The sequence below is a fragment of the Maribacter algarum (ex Zhang et al. 2020) genome, assembly GCF_005885635.1.
In the GTDB taxonomy this organism is placed as follows: Bacteria; Bacteroidota; Bacteroidia; order Flavobacteriales; family Flavobacteriaceae; genus Maribacter_C; species Maribacter_C algarum.
In genome coordinates, this window is record NZ_VATY01000002.1 from 146,073 (window position 1) to 162,728 (window position 16,656).

At 37.7% G+C, this 16,656-nt stretch carries 10 protein-coding genes; all 10 read left to right on the forward strand.

Annotated elements, in window-relative coordinates; translation table 11 throughout:
* Positions 1 to 4 precede the first annotated feature (4 nt).
* The 10 genes from FEE95_RS09535 to FEE95_RS09580 all read left to right on the forward strand — a co-directional run bounded on the left by FEE95_RS09535 (position 5) and on the right by FEE95_RS09580 (position 16,597).
* Positions 5 to 757 (forward strand): SDR family NAD(P)-dependent oxidoreductase, encoded by a 753-nt coding sequence (locus FEE95_RS09535; protein ID WP_138657715.1) that lies wholly within the window; start codon positions 5 to 7, stop codon positions 755 to 757.
* Between the two features lie 452 nt (positions 758 to 1,209).
* A complete protein-coding gene (locus tag FEE95_RS09540; RefSeq protein ID WP_138657716.1) occupies positions 1,210 to 4,302 on the forward strand; it encodes a SusC/RagA family TonB-linked outer membrane protein in 3,093 nt (1,030 codons plus the stop codon).
* Positions 4,303 to 4,321: 19 nt separating this feature from the next.
* Positions 4,322 to 5,785 (forward strand): RagB/SusD family nutrient uptake outer membrane protein, encoded by a 1,464-nt coding sequence (locus FEE95_RS09545; protein ID WP_138657717.1) that lies wholly within the window; start codon positions 4,322 to 4,324, stop codon positions 5,783 to 5,785.
* Positions 5,786 to 5,803: 18 nt separating this feature from the next.
* Positions 5,804 to 6,610 (forward strand): PKD domain-containing protein, encoded by an 807-nt coding sequence (locus FEE95_RS09550; RefSeq protein WP_138657718.1) that lies wholly within the window; start codon positions 5,804 to 5,806, stop codon positions 6,608 to 6,610.
* Between the two features lie 107 nt (positions 6,611 to 6,717).
* Complete coding sequence (locus FEE95_RS09555) at positions 6,718 to 8,142, forward strand: hypothetical protein (protein ID WP_138657719.1); 1,425 nt, start codon at positions 6,718 to 6,720, stop codon at positions 8,140 to 8,142.
* Positions 8,143 to 8,153: 11 nt separating this feature from the next.
* Positions 8,154 to 9,065, forward strand: a complete 912-nt coding sequence (locus FEE95_RS09560) for a polysaccharide lyase family 7 protein (protein ID WP_138657720.1) — start codon at positions 8,154 to 8,156, stop codon at positions 9,063 to 9,065.
* 680 nt (positions 9,066 to 9,745) lie between these two features.
* A complete protein-coding gene (locus FEE95_RS09565; RefSeq protein WP_138657721.1) occupies positions 9,746 to 10,450 on the forward strand; it encodes a FadR/GntR family transcriptional regulator in 705 nt (234 codons plus the stop codon).
* A 723-nt stretch (positions 10,451 to 11,173) separates the two neighbouring features.
* Positions 11,174 to 14,359 (forward strand): SusC/RagA family TonB-linked outer membrane protein, encoded by a 3,186-nt coding sequence (locus tag FEE95_RS09570; protein WP_138657722.1) that lies wholly within the window; start codon positions 11,174 to 11,176, stop codon positions 14,357 to 14,359.
* A gap of 11 nt (positions 14,360 to 14,370) precedes the next feature.
* Complete coding sequence (locus FEE95_RS09575) at positions 14,371 to 15,699, forward strand: RagB/SusD family nutrient uptake outer membrane protein (RefSeq protein WP_138657723.1); 1,329 nt, start codon at positions 14,371 to 14,373, stop codon at positions 15,697 to 15,699.
* A 196-nt stretch (positions 15,700 to 15,895) separates the two neighbouring features.
* Positions 15,896 to 16,597: a FadR/GntR family transcriptional regulator gene (locus FEE95_RS09580; RefSeq protein WP_138657724.1), complete on the forward strand. Its 702-nt coding sequence runs from the start codon at positions 15,896 to 15,898 to the stop codon at positions 16,595 to 16,597.
* Positions 16,598 to 16,656 lie beyond the last annotated feature (59 nt).

Consider the following 16,656-nt stretch of genomic DNA (forward strand, 5'->3'; position numbering starts at 1 on the left):
AACTATGGATTTAAAAGGAAAAGTGGCCATTGTAACCGGCGGAACAAGAGATATAGGAAGAGCAATTAGTATACGTTTGGCCAGGGAAGGCGTAAAAGTGGTCGCCAATTATTTCAATAATGCCGAGAATGCCCAAATAACGATGAGGGAAATTGAAGCGGTTAAAGGAACCGGTATTATCGTCAAAGGTGATATGACTCAAAAAGCTGATGTCGATCATCTGATAAAAGAAACTAGAGCGGCTTTCGGAGATACTATTGATATCGTCGTCAATAATGCTGGAGGTTTAGTCGCGCGAAAAACCATTGATGAAATGGATGAGGCTTTCTTTAATAAAGTAATGTTCTTAAATCTGAACTCTACATTTTTAGTGTCGCAAGCAGCTTTGCCTTATATGGGCTCTGGAGGTTCGATAGTTAACATTGCATCGCAAGCCGGTAGAGATGGTGGCGGTGGTGGTTCTCTGGCCTATGCTACCTCAAAAGGAGCCGTAATAACTTTCACTCGTGGATTGGCCAAAGAAGTAGGCCCTAGAAATATACGGGTAAACTCACTTTGCCCCGGTATGATCGCTACAAAATTCCATGATGATTTTACAAAAGATGAGGTTCGTAAAAAAGTGGAAGGCATGACGCCTCTACGCCGACAAGGTACTGCAGATGAAATTGCCAATACAGTTGCTTGTCTAGCCTCCTCGGAAACCTCTTTTATGACGGGTGCGAATGTGGATATAAATGGCGGACTTATTTTTTCTTAGGCCCAAAATACACTTTTTAAGAATTCCCTAATCTGATAGTACCCTTATTAATAGGTTCCTAAAAATTCAAATCATAAAATTTGAATTTAATTTTTATTTAACATTCTAATAACATATATTTGGTCAACCAAATTGGTTAACCAGTATGGAAAACCAATTTTAATTACTCAAAAACCTAGCTACTAACTATAACTAACTCAATGAACAAATAACACTTCACAAAAACAAAAAAGACGGGTGAATGCCCATCACTCAAGACTAGATTACTTCACTCTGAAGGGAAGTAATTTCAAGAACAATTAAGAATCACTAGTTACGAGCTCTTAACAAGCACAATTTATTTCCTTGACCTTTTTGTGTTGTATTAGTCAAGAGATTAGCAACTATACTATTTCATAATAGAAATATCGGCTTGATAGCCGAAGGACAGTAATAACTTAATTTTAACACAAATGAATTTAAAAAAGAATTTAATGCTTATTGCGATGTTGTGTATCAGCATGGCAATGTTTGCTCAAGACAACTATACCTTGTCGGGCACAACTGCTGATGAGGCAGGTGTACCTGTTCCTGGGGTCAATGTTGTTATAGTAAACACCACGACCGGAACATCTTCCGATTTTGATGGTAATTTTGAGATTTCGGTTTCTGATGGAGACGTGCTTCAATTCACTTCTCTAGGGTTCGAAAGTCAACTAATCGCGATAAGTGGTCAGACTAACCTAAATGTGGTTATGATAGAAGACGCAGCCCAACTAGATGAGGTTGTTGTGGTAGGTTATGGCACCCAGAAAAAGTCAACTGTTACCGGGTCGATTTCCAAGGTAGTAAATGAAACTTTGGATCAGATTGCTGTATCAAGGGTAGACGATGCTCTTATCGGTCAGGTTTCCGGTGTAAACATTCAGGCTACAAATGCTGAAGCCGGTGGAGCACCAACAATTACCATTAGGGGTGTTGGGTCAATTGCTGCGGATTCAGGTCCGGCATTGGTTGTTGACGGTATTGTTGTAAGTTCAGAATTTCTTGGAAATCTTGACATGAACGACGTAGAGTCTTTTGAAGTTTTAAAAGATGCTGCTTCGGCTGCAATTTATGGTAGTGAAGGTGCAAACGGGGTCATTTTAATTACTACTAAAAGTGGTAAGGCCGGAAAAACAAAATTCAGTTACCAAACCTACACTGGATATAAGCAGGCACATGGTAGTGATGATTACAGAAAGGATATTGACGAGTGGTTTAAACTTGAACAATCGGTTGCTGGCACGCTTTCCGAAGAATCACAATATATTAAGCTTTTGGTAGAAACAACCGGAGTAAATAGAGATTGGCAAGATGTTTTCTTTGATGGAGGTAATGTTATTAGTCATTCGCTATCTGCAAGAGGGGGAACGGAGGATACCAAGTTTAGTACTTCCTTGAGATACCTCCACGATGAAGGTGTTGTGATAACTGACGATTACAAATTGTATACTGGTAATATAAAGATCAATTCGAAAATTGGTAAAAAGGCTAAGTTTGGTGTTAGTATTACTCCTTCTTATACCAAGCAAAGACGTTTACCAACATCGATTCACAATCCAACGCGTCAATCACCTTGGTTGCCTATCTATCATACGGAAGAATCATTGCAGTTTATTAATCGTGATAATTACCCAAATGTTGGTGTCGGGGATTACTTTTTGGAAAATCATTTAGTTGAATTGGATTTAGATGGAGATGGTAGTGATTCCAGACCCCGTACATCTGGTGATTCTAATCCGTACCAACAATATGTTGAGAGAGAACATTACGATGTTAACACTAAACTATTCGGCTCAACATACTTGAGTTATGAAATTATAGATGGTCTGACAGCAAAAACATCTTTGGGTGTAACTATCGATCAGAGAAAACAAACAAGATGGGATGGCACCAATTATCACGCAGCTGGTGCAAGTAGATCTGCTTATGGGTTGAATAATAGATATAGAACAAGATTGATTAATGATAACACCCTAAATTATACTAAGAATTTTGGCGATCATGATCTTAATCTATTAGGAGGTGTAACCATTCAGAAAAGAAGAGCTGAGTTTAGCACCGTAACTAGCAGCGGTTTTACCGATGATCGACTTAAGAACATAAATGGAGCTAATCCTGAAAATACTATTGTAACAGAATTTAATACAAACCGTAGTAAGTTGGGATTTTTTGCAAGAGTTAATTATTCTTTTGCAGATAAGTATTTATTCAATGCATCCTTTAGACGAGACGGTAGTTCAGTATTTGGTGTTGACTCCAAATGGGGTAATTTCCCTGCTGTATCCGTAGGTTGGAATGTCGCCAAAGAAAATTTCCTGGCAAATAGCGATTTTGTTAGCAATCTGAAGTTTAGAGCTAGTTATGGACTTACAGGTTCTGAGAATTTCAATGTTGGAAACGCTCTTACAAATGCATGGCCTTATCTAGCGTTGAATCAAAATACGAACTACGGTACCACGCAAGGCGCTTCCCCACTTAATATTGCAAATCCTGATTTGCAGTGGGAAGCTTCCAAAGAATTGACCATAGGTTTAGACTATGGGTTTGCAGGCAATAGAATATCAGGTTCAATTGATTATTATCAAAGGAATAGTGATGAGTTGCTTTTGAACAACCCCGTTTCATATCTTACTGGGTTTAACCAAGGTATTGTAAACTTAGGTGAAGTTCAAAACAGAGGATTGGAATTTGAATTAAGAACAAGAAACATTGTTACCGAAAATTTCAGATGGAATTCTACATTGATCGCCTCAACTAATCAAAATGAACTATTGAGTTTTGGTGATTCCAATAACGCCTTAATTTCAGATACCTATGGTAGAAACTCACAATGGATAAACCGAATAGGTGAACCTATTTCTTCTTACTGGGGCTTTGTTGTTGACGAGGAGCGTTTTGATGAAACTTCTTTTAGAACAACTTATGTTAACAGCCCGTGGAATAGAATAAACGGGGAGTCTAGAGCAACAATTGTAAAAGACTTAAACGGCGACGGTTTAATTACTGATGAGGATAAAACCATTTTAGGAGATCCTTATCCAGATTTGGTATATAGTTTTACCAATGATTTTAAATTTGGTGACTTTGACTTTTCCTTTATGGTACAAGGGAGTCTTGGTGCGCAGGTAAATAATATTGGTGATGAATACTTCTTCAATTGGTTTGGGAATACCACAAGAGGTACAGGTGCTCAGGAAGCTGTAGCCGATGGTCTTGTGCCCGATGTGTCTTTCATTCAAAGAAAGGTGGTAACTAGCGATGTTATTGCCAGTGCAGACTACTTTTCTTTGAGAAATGTAAACTTGGGATATAACTTCTCAAAGGATCTCATATCCCGAATAGGATTGGATGGTTTAAGACTTTATGCTACTGGGCAGAATTTATTATACATTACTGCTGATGATTATCACGGTTTTAATCCAGAGCATGATGACAACGGTAATGTAAGGGCGTTTGGATCACAAAGAGCAGGTACGCCGATATTCAAAACATTTACAGTTGGTATGAACATTGACTTTTAATTTTAGTAAAGAATATATTATGAAACATATAAAATATCTAATTTTTGCTACAGGGTTTCTTTTTCTCTCCTGTGATACCGAAGAGTTTTTAAATCCAGTTCCGGATTCTGTTGTTACCGTAGATTCATTCTTTCAAACGGATGCCGATGTATTCTCAGGAATTATGGGAATTTACGATGCGCTCCAAGGTGTAAATGATGCTACCGACTCTAATGAAGCAAGAACGAATAGAGGCGTACAATTTGAGCACCTTTTGACAGAACATAGAACTGATAATACAAGAAACGCTACCACTGAAGGTTCAAAAGCGGATTTTCATAGGTACCTTGTTAATGCGAACAATGTAGAGTCTGAAGATTACTATGCCTCTATGTATGAGGTCATTTTTAGAGCGAACAACATCTTAAACTTTATTGAAATTGCAGAAGCCGGTAATCAGGCAAGGTATACTGCTGAAGCTAAATTTTTAAGAGCTTACGCGTATTTCAAATTAGTTCGGTTGTATAGTGATGTTCCTTTGATAACTGAAGTTGTAGCTCCAGATGACAAGGAAACACCTTTTATTAGAACAGCTGAAGCAGAGATTTATACTCAGATCATTTCAGATTTGCAAGAGGCAATCAATGTTTTGGATAATTCAAATGTTATAAGAGCTTCTAAAGCGGCTGCACAAGGTATTTTGGCTAAGGTATACCTAACTCAGGATAGCCCTAACTATGCTGGTGCACGACAGCTATGTGAAGACATAGTTAACAGTGGTAATTTCTCGCTAGAGCCTGACTTTTATGATGTATTTTATACAGGTTTCGATTCTGGTGAAGTTGATGCTTCTGCAAATAGTGAAGTTATATTTGCTATTCAATATATTTCAGGTAATCAGTTAGAAAGCCAAGGTTTTTCAGCTGAATTTACTTCAGCTACCCGTATTGGTGCTGAAGATGGTCAAAATATTGTAAACGACAACCTTATCGCTGATTTTGCGTCAGCCGGTGGTGATAGAACAGATCTATCATATGCCACATTTGGGCTTTCGAATGAGGTTATCAAATTTTTACCAGAAGGATCTGATATAACTACAACGCCACCAAGTTATGGCGCAGGCCGTGATGCCGGTAACGATTACATCGCATTACGTTATGCCGATGTATTGTTAATGCATGTAGAAGCTATAATGGCTGGGGCAGCATCTACGAGCGATCCCGCAGCGCTGACATCTTTTCAGATGGTAAGGGATAGAGCAGGTTTAACCACCGCGGTAAGCTCAATTACGCAAGATGACCTTTTGTTGGAAAGAAGAGTAGAGTTGGCTTTTGAAAACCAACGCTGGTTCGACTTACTTAGATTTGGTGTGGCAGAATCTGTTTTAAGTGCACACGCAACCGAAATGGATTATGTATTTGACGCAAGAAAACTTTTATTGCCAATTCCCGCTAGTGAAATTAATCTTAGTGGAGGTCTTCTAACACAAAATCCAGGATACTAAAATTCAAAAATTCAAACTATGAAAAATAAAGCGAAATTTTTCCGTAAAATAACCTTGGTCTTCATGACAGCTATTTTTTCTGTTAGCTGTGTTGGTACCGACCTTTTTAGAGATGATTTGCCCGATACAGGTTCTAAAGCAGACACCGTATTTCCAGAAGCAAACTTTGATTATACAGCAGATCAAGATGATTTTAGAGTAATCAATTTCACCGATCTTTCTACAGAAGCAAATACGTACACATGGGATTTTGGAGGAGGAGCTACCTCAACCGACAGAGACCCTACACATACTTTTGCAGGAGAAGGTACTTTTCCCGTTACCTTGGTTGCATCTGATGCTAATGGTGAAACATCTTCAATTACCTTAGACGTTGTAGTTGTCGACGAGTTGGTTGCAGCTTTTCAATGTCCTGACTTTTTATGTGACCCAAGAACACCCTGGGGTGGTGGTAGAGGTACAAGTACCTATTCTGCTAGTAGTTCACCAACACCTCCAGAAGGAAATGGGGCTGCCAAAATAAGTAGTTCTTCACAATTTCTTGATCAAACTATTCGTGTGGTCGCTGGGGCACAGTACAGAATAACATTTTGGTATGTAAGTAAAACTACTGGTAGTTCTGCAGGTCAGCTCTTAATTGAAGATGGAGATACTGGTGTGGACTTCCTAAGCGAAGATGTTCCATTAACCTCTCAATCTACTGCTTATGTAGAATACTCCGTTTCATTTGCAACAGGAGATGACACGGAAAACATGAGGTTCAATATTGAATACGATGGTACAGAATGTAGATATTCTAAAATCAGTATAGAAAGACTTGATTAAGTTTAATGTCTATAGTAATATGTCTCAGATAACTGTAAGATTCGTGCTTTACCTAGCATGACCGTATTGGACAGAGATAAACAAAAAAATAAACAAACAAAAATATTATGAATTCATTAAAAAAAGGAATAGGCACCTTGCTAATAGTAGGCCTTATGATTGTGTCATGTGATGACGAGGGTTATATCCCAATTGCACCAGACGATTCATTTGTCGGTAAGACAGCAGCAGTGTTTTCCAGTTTTTCAACGTCGACGGACGGTGATGGTACAATTGTAACGGTAAAGCCACTTACGGTAGGTGTTGATTCTTATGTAGTAGATTTTGGTGATGGCAGTAGTACAGTTACCGCAGCACAAGGAGAGACGGTCACTCACGATTATTCCAATAAAGATGCTTCGACGGATTATACAATATCCGTAACTGCTGCAGGTATAACTAAAACTACAGATATAACGGTGGACCACACCGTGCAACCTATTGGAACTGCTCCTTCATCACCTTCCGGGAAAAGATATAATTTGTTGAATATTTTTACTGATGCTACTTCCTTTGGTTCGGCAGGGACGGGAGGTAAAGTTATAGCATTGGAATCTGGGAACAATTTACTTGAATTTTCTAGACTGCATAGTGATACTGGGGTTGTATCATTGAGTGATGAAATAGTTGCTACAGATGCTTTTTATAGTGGTGTAGGTTCGTCAGAAATTCATTTTGACGTGTATTCTAATTTTGCAGAAGGTATTGATAAATTGAAAATAACTTTAGTTGACAGCACGAATTCCGTTAGCCATGTTATTGATGATTTAGATTTAACGGATGGTGAATGGACTAGTTTTGATTTCAATTTAGATACAGATTTCTCATCACCTGTTGTTCAATTTGAAACAATAGTATTTGAAGTAGCTTCTAGTGGAACTACAAACGATCATGCAACTATTTATGTGGATAATATCTATATGCCTAGAATGACTGGCTCGACTATTATTAATGGAGATTTCGAGGATGGTCAAGATTTCTGGAAATGGGGAAAATTTACTGATGGAACTACGAACCCTTTCGGTTCAAGTTCAGATGGTTCTGACTTCGATATCGACGGAAATGATACTGGAGGTAAAACAAGAGGAGCAAAATGGTCTTCAAGTCAGTCTGCTGGGGAGTTTAGATCTTCTAGTTCTAGATTCGCGTATCAAGAGTTGGTCTTAACCCCTGGTGCTAATTATATTTTGCAGTATCAATATGCTATTAAAGATGATAGTGGAACTGACCCTGTTGGAGGAAGAAGGGTAGTAGGTTTGATATTAGATCAGCATTATGATGATGGAGCTGATGCTGCCGCTAATCTTGGTAATAATTTAGGGTTTGATGAAGGGTTCGTAGCTGAAGGGAAATTCTCAGATACAAACAACGATTTTGGAACATTGGTTCAAATTCCATTTACCGCCAATATCAGCGGCGAAGTAGCTGTAATGTTTTATGCAGTGAGTCCCAAAGACGCCTATATTGACAATGTAAAGGTGATTGCTTTATAATTTTACTTTTGATGAAAAGTTTCCGAAAAGGACTTTTAGTATGTACAGTACTAATGTTCGTATCTGTCAACGCTACTTCTCAAAGTAAGAAAAGTAGCGTTACAGCATCGGAAACAAGAGTTGAAAAACCTAAAAAAAGAAAAAGGAAAGTAAAACTTCCTGAAATTGATTTAAGTAATTGGAAGGTTACCATACCAGCAGGTGAGGGAAAAGGTGGTGCAACCAGCATTGAACCGCCAGCGATTTTGGATTATGCCAATAATGATGTCCTAAGGCCATTTATGTATAATGATTCTGCTTCTGGAGCTTTAGTATTTTATGCCTACCCAACCGATGCGACCACTGCTAACACGAAGTATTCTCGGACAGAACTTCGAGAACAAATGGAACCCGGAAACGACAAAGTTAATTGGACATTTGCTGAAGGAGCTAATCTAAAGGCAAAAATGGCAATGGATGAGGTTTCAAGAGCAGACGATGGAAAGTATCATAAGGTAATTATAGCACAGATACATGGTCGATTAACAAATGAACAGCGTGAATTGATAGGGCAAAAAGACAATAATGCTCCACCTATTTTAAAAATTTATTGGCAAAATGGAAAAATCCGAGTAAAAACCAAGGTTTTGAAATATGCTGGTGTTAATCAAAAAGGCATCCTATATAAGGAGGCATGGACTGATGACGAAGGCAAAAATTTTGAACAGGAAGTTGGCTTCAGAAAATTTGCGCTTGAGATAAATGTTACGGATGGAAAAATGGTAGTGTCATTAAATAAGCATGAATTTTTTGTTTATGATAGTGCTAGTATTAAAAGATGGGGAGTTTTTGAAAACTACTTTAAAGTTGGAAATTATTTTCAGTCAAGAGACAAGGGAGCCTTTGCAAAGGTAAAGCTCTATGAACTCAGTGTAAATCATTAATTGTGTTGGTGAATGGTTTTGAAAAAGTTCATAGGTAAAACTTCCATGAATCAAATAGCTTCTAGCCTTGAGTTATTTTCAGTTTTTTTCATAATCATACGTCCTTTACGGAAATGACAAAAAAAGGTGTAGTAGAAAAGAAATGCCAGAGGTACTAGTTGATACAGATAATCCTATCAAGAAGAATCATCATTTGTACTTCTGGAAATTGATTTAAATAACTGGAAGGAAACATTATTACCTAGTACTGAAAACAGAAAACTAATCAGAGTTGAACCGCTAGAAATATTGAATTACGTTGCCATTGAGGTTTTAAAACCTTTGACGATATTCACATAGTAAAATGGGTTGTCCTTGAAAATTATTTTAAACTAGGAAATTATTTTTAAACAACGGACTCTGAAGCCTTTTGCAAGATTAAATTTTATGATTTATTGATTCAATATTGAAAAGTAAGCTCGCATAGCTAAGGCTATTAATAGGTAATTTATAGAGTTGTTTGAGTTAGTTTTTTAAGACATCTAGCCGGTCTATATGACCGGTAATGATGTCATTAACTTTAGGGAAGGTGATTTATAACTATAATTTAGCTCCTTTTGACCTAAAGGTCTGGCTCAATAAGGTTTTAGCCTTATTTTAACCAATTAACTGGGATAGCAAATCGAAACTAATATCTATTTATGAAGATTGAAATACTAACACGACCTGAAAATCAAGAAATTCAAACTGACATCATTACCAAAATTAGGGATTTGATGAATTACAAAAATCTTGAACCGGGGGACAAGCTACCTTCAGAGCGAATGCTATCTGAGAAATTTGGTGTTAGTAGAAGTAATGTTAGAGAGGCCATTCAAAAACTGGAATTTTATGGTTTACTAACGTCCAAGCCTCAAAGTGGCACTTTTGTAGCAGATATTGGTCAAGTAGCCATGAATGGTATGATGGAGTATATTTTAAGATTAGAGGAACCGGATTTCAAGTCCTTGGTGGAAACTAGAATTTTACTTGAATTAAAGACTGTGCGGTTAGCTGCTCTAAGGAGGACAGAAGAAGATTTGATACAATTGAAGAAAGCTTTAGAGGCTTATGCTGAAAAAGTTGAAAATGGAGAAGATGCGGTACAGGAAGATTTGCTTTTTCATTTAGCAATTGCAAAAGCAAGCGGCAACAGTACAATGAATACTTTTATGTTAATTATTACCCCTGAGATTATAACTAAGTTTGAAGAGCACCATGTTTGTGACAAGGGTTTAGCATTTTCAGGAATCAAAGAACATCAAGATATATATGATGCAATAAAAGACCAAAAGCCCAAATTAGCTAAAGAAAAAATGAAGGTGCATTTTAAGACACTATATCAATATTGTTATAATATAGATTGAGAAAATTAAAGATAAGATTGTACGATTTTCATTTTTCATATTAATAAGATAGATATGTAATTGTTGACTGTACAAATTCTAAGGTTATTAAACGTTCACTACTATTTCCAAAACATTCGCCAGTCTTCAAGTTTCTTTCAGCAAAGACAGCTCTAAGTCATAAATGTCAATTGAGGTTATTCAAATACTAAGGTTTGCTTAGCCTTAGAAATACCTCCTATAATTCGAGCAAATACATAATCTCAAGAAGGGAATTAACTTTGAATATCTCAAATATACCTAGTTGAGGTTTTCGTAACTCAATGACTACCTTATTGTTAGGTTCTCAAAAATTCAAATCATAAAATTGAAAATTAATTTTTATTTAACAAACTAATAACATATATTTGGTAAACCAAATTGGTTAACCAGTATGGAAAACCAATATGGATAACCAATTTGTAGACGATCTTATACTAATGAACTCTAATCAAAAAACGCTAATGAAATAGTAAACTAACTGCACAAAAAAAGGACAGGTGCACGCCTATCCTTTTAAACAAATTACTTCAGTTTGAAGGGAAGTAATACGATATGACACCATTAATGCCATAATCGTCAAATTTATAATAAAATTTGAATTCTAAGAATAGGCATCTATGGCAAATTGCATTAACATAAACAGGAATTGTTAAAATGTTAAAAAGTAAAATTGACTAACTATTTATCTAAAACTTAAATTTTATGAAGATTACGTTATTAAAAAGGCTGTTATTGTTTGGAGCACTTATTTGTCTCTCCGCTGTTTCGGCTCAGACGGTATCGGGTACGGTTGCTGATTCTAGTGGCCCATTGCCTGGGGCGAGTGTAGTGGTTAAAGGAACCACCAATGGTACACAGACCGATTTCGATGGGAATTATTCCATAGACAATGTTGGCAGTGGAGCTACCCTAGTATTTAGCTACATCGGATACGCTAATCAGGAAATCGCTGTTGGCGGTCAAAACACTATTAATGTAGTTCTGGCAGAGGATGCTAGCCAACTTGAAGAAGTTGTAGTAGTAGGTTATGGAACACAAAAAAGAGCAAACATATCTGGTTCGGTCGCTAAAGTCGGAGGTGCTGAAGTTGCTGCGATTCAAGCAGCGCGTGTCGACGATGCTTTGGCGGGTAAGTTACCAGGGGTATTGATTCAAAATCAAAGTGGTGAACCAGGTGCAGATCCAAAGATTCAAGTAAGGGCAGCATCATCACTCTCAGGAGACTCAAGTCCCCTAATTGTAGTAGATGGATATCCTATTTCCGGAAGTCTAGCTACAGTGAATCCAAATGATATTCAAAGTTTGGAGGTTTTAAAAGATGCCGCTTCGGCAGCTATTTATGGATCTAGGGGTGCAAATGGTGTTATCTTGGTAACTACCAAAAAAGGTAGATCAGGTAAAGCGAATTTTAGTTATAACGCATACACAAGCTTCTCACAAAAATATGTAAAGGACATTGAAATGCTTAAGACGGCTTCAGAATGGGCCGATGAATTGGAAACAAGTGCCTACGACCTTTCTGAAGTGGATCCCGGTTTGTTGAATTATAGACTTAACGCTCTTAGAAATGCTCCTGATGTCGTAAGTATGGAAGATTGGCTTTTTCAAAATGGTAATACCCAAAGTCATGACTTTAGTGTAAGTGGTGGTAGTGAAGATTTAAGAGCTTTCGCTTCTGTTGGTTATCAGAATACCGAGGGTATCGTAAGAGGACAAGGCTTTGAAAGAATCAATGCACGTTTGAACGTCGATGCCAATTTAGGTGAAAGAATCCAAGCCGGAGTTAATTTCAATGGATTCTATGGTAAGCAAGATATTGTTCCGCATGATATGAGGGACCTCTTAAGAGCATATAGTATTCATCCAATTTACCATACTCAGGCGTCTATTGATTTCGTACAACAATTGGATGCTCAAAGACAGGCTCTGTTCGATGCAACTGGAGGGGCGAATATTCCAGGTGCTTTTTCTCAACCCTTTGATAATGGATATAGGGGAACGGGCAATATTAACTCCAGTATATTTACCCTACAACCTGGCGATATTGCGCACGAATGGCATTATGGTAGAGCTCAAAATGGTATCGGGGGGTCAGGAGATGCAGGTCCGGCGGCAAAATTTGACAATGCACGCAGATACCAAACGACATATTTTGGTAACGTAAGCTCTTATCTCCAATATGAGATTTTAGATGGGTTGAATATCAAAACCGTTCTGGGTGGAGATTTCAGGGATACTGAGACCTATTATTATCAAGGAACTTTGGCGGATGCTCGCGAACGTACGAATCAATCTGATTTGGATATCTCCAATATAAGAAGATCATCGGTTTTAAGTGAGACAACCTTGAACTTTGCCAAAGTGATTGGCAAACATGATATAGCAGCAGTAGCTGGATTTGAATTTCAAAATAATTATATTAAAGGAATAAGTTCCACCGGAACGAATGTGCCAATTGGTCTTCCTCAAAATTATGGACTGTTTGCCCCTGAAGATGTAATTTCAGTAGAGACAGACGCGACCATATCAAGAAGGAGTGTATTTGGTAGAGTTAATTATGCCTTTGACAATCGTTATTTATTAACTGCATCGATAAGAAGAGACGGTGATTCACGTTTTGGGGCAAACAATAGATTCGCAACATTCCCTGCCCTTTCTGTAGGTTGGAACATTCATAATGAATCTTTTCTAAAGGATAATGAAACACTCAGCCAATTCAAATTGAGGTTTAGTACAGGTTCCTTAGGAACTACGTCCTTCTTAGGTCCATACAATGCACTGAGCTTATTAGGAGCGGCACCAACTGCCAATGGAACAGGATTTCTTATACCCAATGATGTGGCTAACCCAGATTTAACTTGGCAAACCAATACGGAAACGAACTTTGGTGCTGATTTAGGTTTTTTCAACAATCGTTTAAGAATTGGGGTAGATTATTACACGTCTGATATTGAAGACATGTTAATCAACCAAAGTGTATCTGAAGTTTTCGGTACGCCTTCTGTAGTACTAAACCGTGGTAATATAACAAGTTCTGGTTTAGAATTGGATTTAAATGCCAGTATTATCCAAGGGAGCGATTTGTCTTGGAGCGTAGGTGCTAACATATCTACAGTTAATCAGGAAATAACTAGCCTAGGTGATTTGGACGAACTCCCTCGAACAGTTTACGGTGGACCGAGTGGTAGAGGCCCAGAGTTTAGAAATTATGTAGGCGGAGAACTTGGAGAAATGTGGGGTTATGCAGTTACTGGAGAAGTAGAAACCATACATATTGCTGATCCGTCAAGAAATATTGGATTCGGTAGCTCGGAATGGTACGTTGTAGACCAAAATGGTGATGGCGAAATTACATATGAAGGTGATTATGTCAAATTAGGATCTGCTACTCCAGATTTTTACTATGGTATTACAAGTAATTTGAACTATAAGGCTTTTGATTTGTCACTACAGTTCCAGGGGTCACAAGGAGCGGAGGTTTATAACATCGATCCGATTTACTGGAAATCACAATTTGGTGGTAGAGTACGTGATAGTTTTGACGCTGATGGTGATGGTATTGCAGATGCGAATGGCCAACATTATGTTCAGACTAGAAATGCACATGGTTCAGGTATTCAAGATGCTTCTTACTTTGCATTGAGAAATCTGACTTTAGGGTATACCGTTGATTCGGATGTGACGAGCAAAATAGGTCTTAGTTCTTTAAGGATCTATGCTGCTGGTACCAATTTATTATATCTATTTGGTGATAATTATACCTCGTTTAACCCAGAAGGTGTTGAAACAACCAATGGAGGGTATTTAGGCCCTACGACCTACGGGTACCAAGAAGGTGCGAGCCCGATTGTAAGAAGCTTTACGCTTGGTTTGAATGTTAATTTTTAAAAATGGAAAAAATGAAATATATATCTATAGTAATTGCATCGTTGTTTTTGATAACAGCATGTGATAATGATTTAGATCAAATACCTCCTAAACAAATCGAAGCATCGAATTTGACGGATTATAATGGAGCCTTGAATGCTGCATATCATTATCAAACAGGTACACCCACACCATTGGCAATAATGGGTGATTTTAGAGCTGACAATATGTTAATGGACGAAGAACCTTATCCTGCATTTGACAGATTCAATTCCGATTTGGCTGGTGGAGATTTAGTAGAGCAATTTTTTCGCCCATTCTATAGCAATTTGTACAAGGCAATCTTAAGTGCAAATAATGTTATTAATAATTCATCAGATGCCACTCAGGTCGCTGAAGCTCGGTTTTTAAGAGGTTTATCATACTTTAAGCTTGTAATGGTCTTTGGTGATGTAACCGTGAATTTATCGGAGTCTCCAGATACATCGGACTCATCTATTTTAGTGAGACAGGCGGCTACTGAGGTGTACAATAGTGTGATTATTCCTGACTTACAAGCTGCAGCATCTGGTTTGGACAATTCTGGAGTTTCGAACGGACGTGTGTCTCAGATTGCAGCTCGAGGTTTTCTTGGTAAAGTTTACATGTATAGAGGTGATTATAGTAGTGCCGCTACCGAGCTGGCAGCAGTTATCAACACCGCTGAGGCTGCAGGTGTTAGTTTAGAAACCGACATTGCTAATGTTGTAGCTGATGGTAATTCGGAAGTACTTTTTGCGACATCAAGGTCGAGTTCTATTCCTAGCGTTTACACCGCTGGTACTGGTTTTCCAGGATGGTTTAGTGGAGGTGACACAAAATCTCTTACACCGCTAGATCCAGATTTGGTCGCTGCCTTCGATGCTGTCGCCAATGATACACTGGTCGGTGGCGATTTAAGAAGAGCTTTAACAATTGATGAAGGAGCAAGTATAGGGCTGAAATACCCCGAAAATCTTGAACAGGATTTCATAGAAATGAGATTATCTGATGTCATTCTTATGTATGCTGAGGCATTGAACGAAACAGGTTCATCGGCAGCTGAAGTCTTAGGTCTTTTAGATGATATAAGAACTCGTGCGGGATTAAATGCTTTGGATCCAGCAGCCATTAATACCCAAGCTTTGGTTAAGCAGGCTTTAGCTGACGAAAGAAGATTGGAATTGGCCTTTGAAGGTCACAGATGGTTTGATTTGGTGAGAACCGGTACCGTTGATGCTGAAATGGGAGAGACTATTAATAGTAATTATCATGTATTTCCAATTCCAAATTCGGAAGTATTAGCAAGCGGTGGAGCAATTACCCAAAACCCAGGATATTAAAATTGTTAGTTGAGTTAGTTTTTTGAAGAATTTACCGGTCTGATTTTCTGGGCCGGTAAGTTTTCTTTATCTCAAAAATTAGCATTATGGTCTTGGTTTTTAACAAATAGGTGAATAATTTTTTTACTTAGGTATTTTTCATAGTTTTAACAAACCAATCTGGTTAACCAATTTTTTGAAATTCCGTAATTGTTGTATGAAAATAGAAATCCTTACTAAAAGTGAAAATAGAGAAATCCAAAATGAAATAATAGCAAAGATTCGGGATTTGATGAATTATAAAAATCTCGAACCCGGTGATAAATTACCTTCAGAACGGCAGCTATCGGAGAGATTCGGGGTAAGTCGTACCAATGTAAGAGAAGCTATTCAAAAATTGGAATTCTATGGAATACTTAAATCGAAACCTCAGAGCGGAACCTTTGTAGCCGATATCGGTCAGGTTGCGATGAATGGTATGATGGAGGATATTTTGAGATTGGAAGAACCCGATTTCAAATCTTTAGTAGAAACTAGAATATTACTTGAGCTAAAGACTGTAAGACTCGCCGCGCAAAGGAGAACAGAGGAAGATTTGAAACAAATGAAGATGGCCTTGGAGGCGTATAGTCAAAAAGTTAATAATGGAGAGGATGCGGTTCAAGAAGATCTCCTTTTTCATTTGGCTATTGCAAAGGCAAGTGGTAATAGTACGATGAATACATTTATGTTGATTATTACACCGGAGATTATTACAAATTTTGAAAAGTACCATGTCTGTGATAAGGGTATGGCCTTTATGGGAATTCAAGAACATCAAGACATATATGATGCCATAGAAGCGCAAGACCCGCAGTTAGCCAAGAAAAAAATGAAAGTACATTTTAAAGCTTTATATCAATATTGTTATAACATTTAGAAGAACATAAATACCCAAAAAGATAAAATTGCACGATTTTGTCTTTTCTATTATGGTAA

Coding starts and splice junctions, on each gene's coding strand:
- FEE95_RS09535 (WP_138657715.1), top strand. CDS start 5: ATGGATTTAAAAGGAAAAGTGGCCATTGTAACCGGCGGAACAAGAGAT.
- FEE95_RS09540 (WP_138657716.1), top strand. CDS start 1,210: ATGAATTTAAAAAAGAATTTAATGCTTATTGCGATGTTGTGTATCAGC.
- FEE95_RS09545 (WP_138657717.1), top strand. CDS start 4,322: ATGAAACATATAAAATATCTAATTTTTGCTACAGGGTTTCTTTTTCTC.
- FEE95_RS09550 (WP_138657718.1), top strand. CDS start 5,804: ATGAAAAATAAAGCGAAATTTTTCCGTAAAATAACCTTGGTCTTCATG.
- FEE95_RS09555 (WP_138657719.1), top strand. CDS start 6,718: ATGAATTCATTAAAAAAAGGAATAGGCACCTTGCTAATAGTAGGCCTT.
- FEE95_RS09560 (WP_138657720.1), top strand. CDS start 8,154: ATGAAAAGTTTCCGAAAAGGACTTTTAGTATGTACAGTACTAATGTTC.
- FEE95_RS09565 (WP_138657721.1), top strand. CDS start 9,746: ATGAAGATTGAAATACTAACACGACCTGAAAATCAAGAAATTCAAACT.
- FEE95_RS09570 (WP_138657722.1), top strand. CDS start 11,174: ATGAAGATTACGTTATTAAAAAGGCTGTTATTGTTTGGAGCACTTATT.
- FEE95_RS09575 (WP_138657723.1), top strand. CDS start 14,371: ATGAAATATATATCTATAGTAATTGCATCGTTGTTTTTGATAACAGCA.
- FEE95_RS09580 (WP_138657724.1), top strand. CDS start 15,896: ATGAAAATAGAAATCCTTACTAAAAGTGAAAATAGAGAAATCCAAAAT.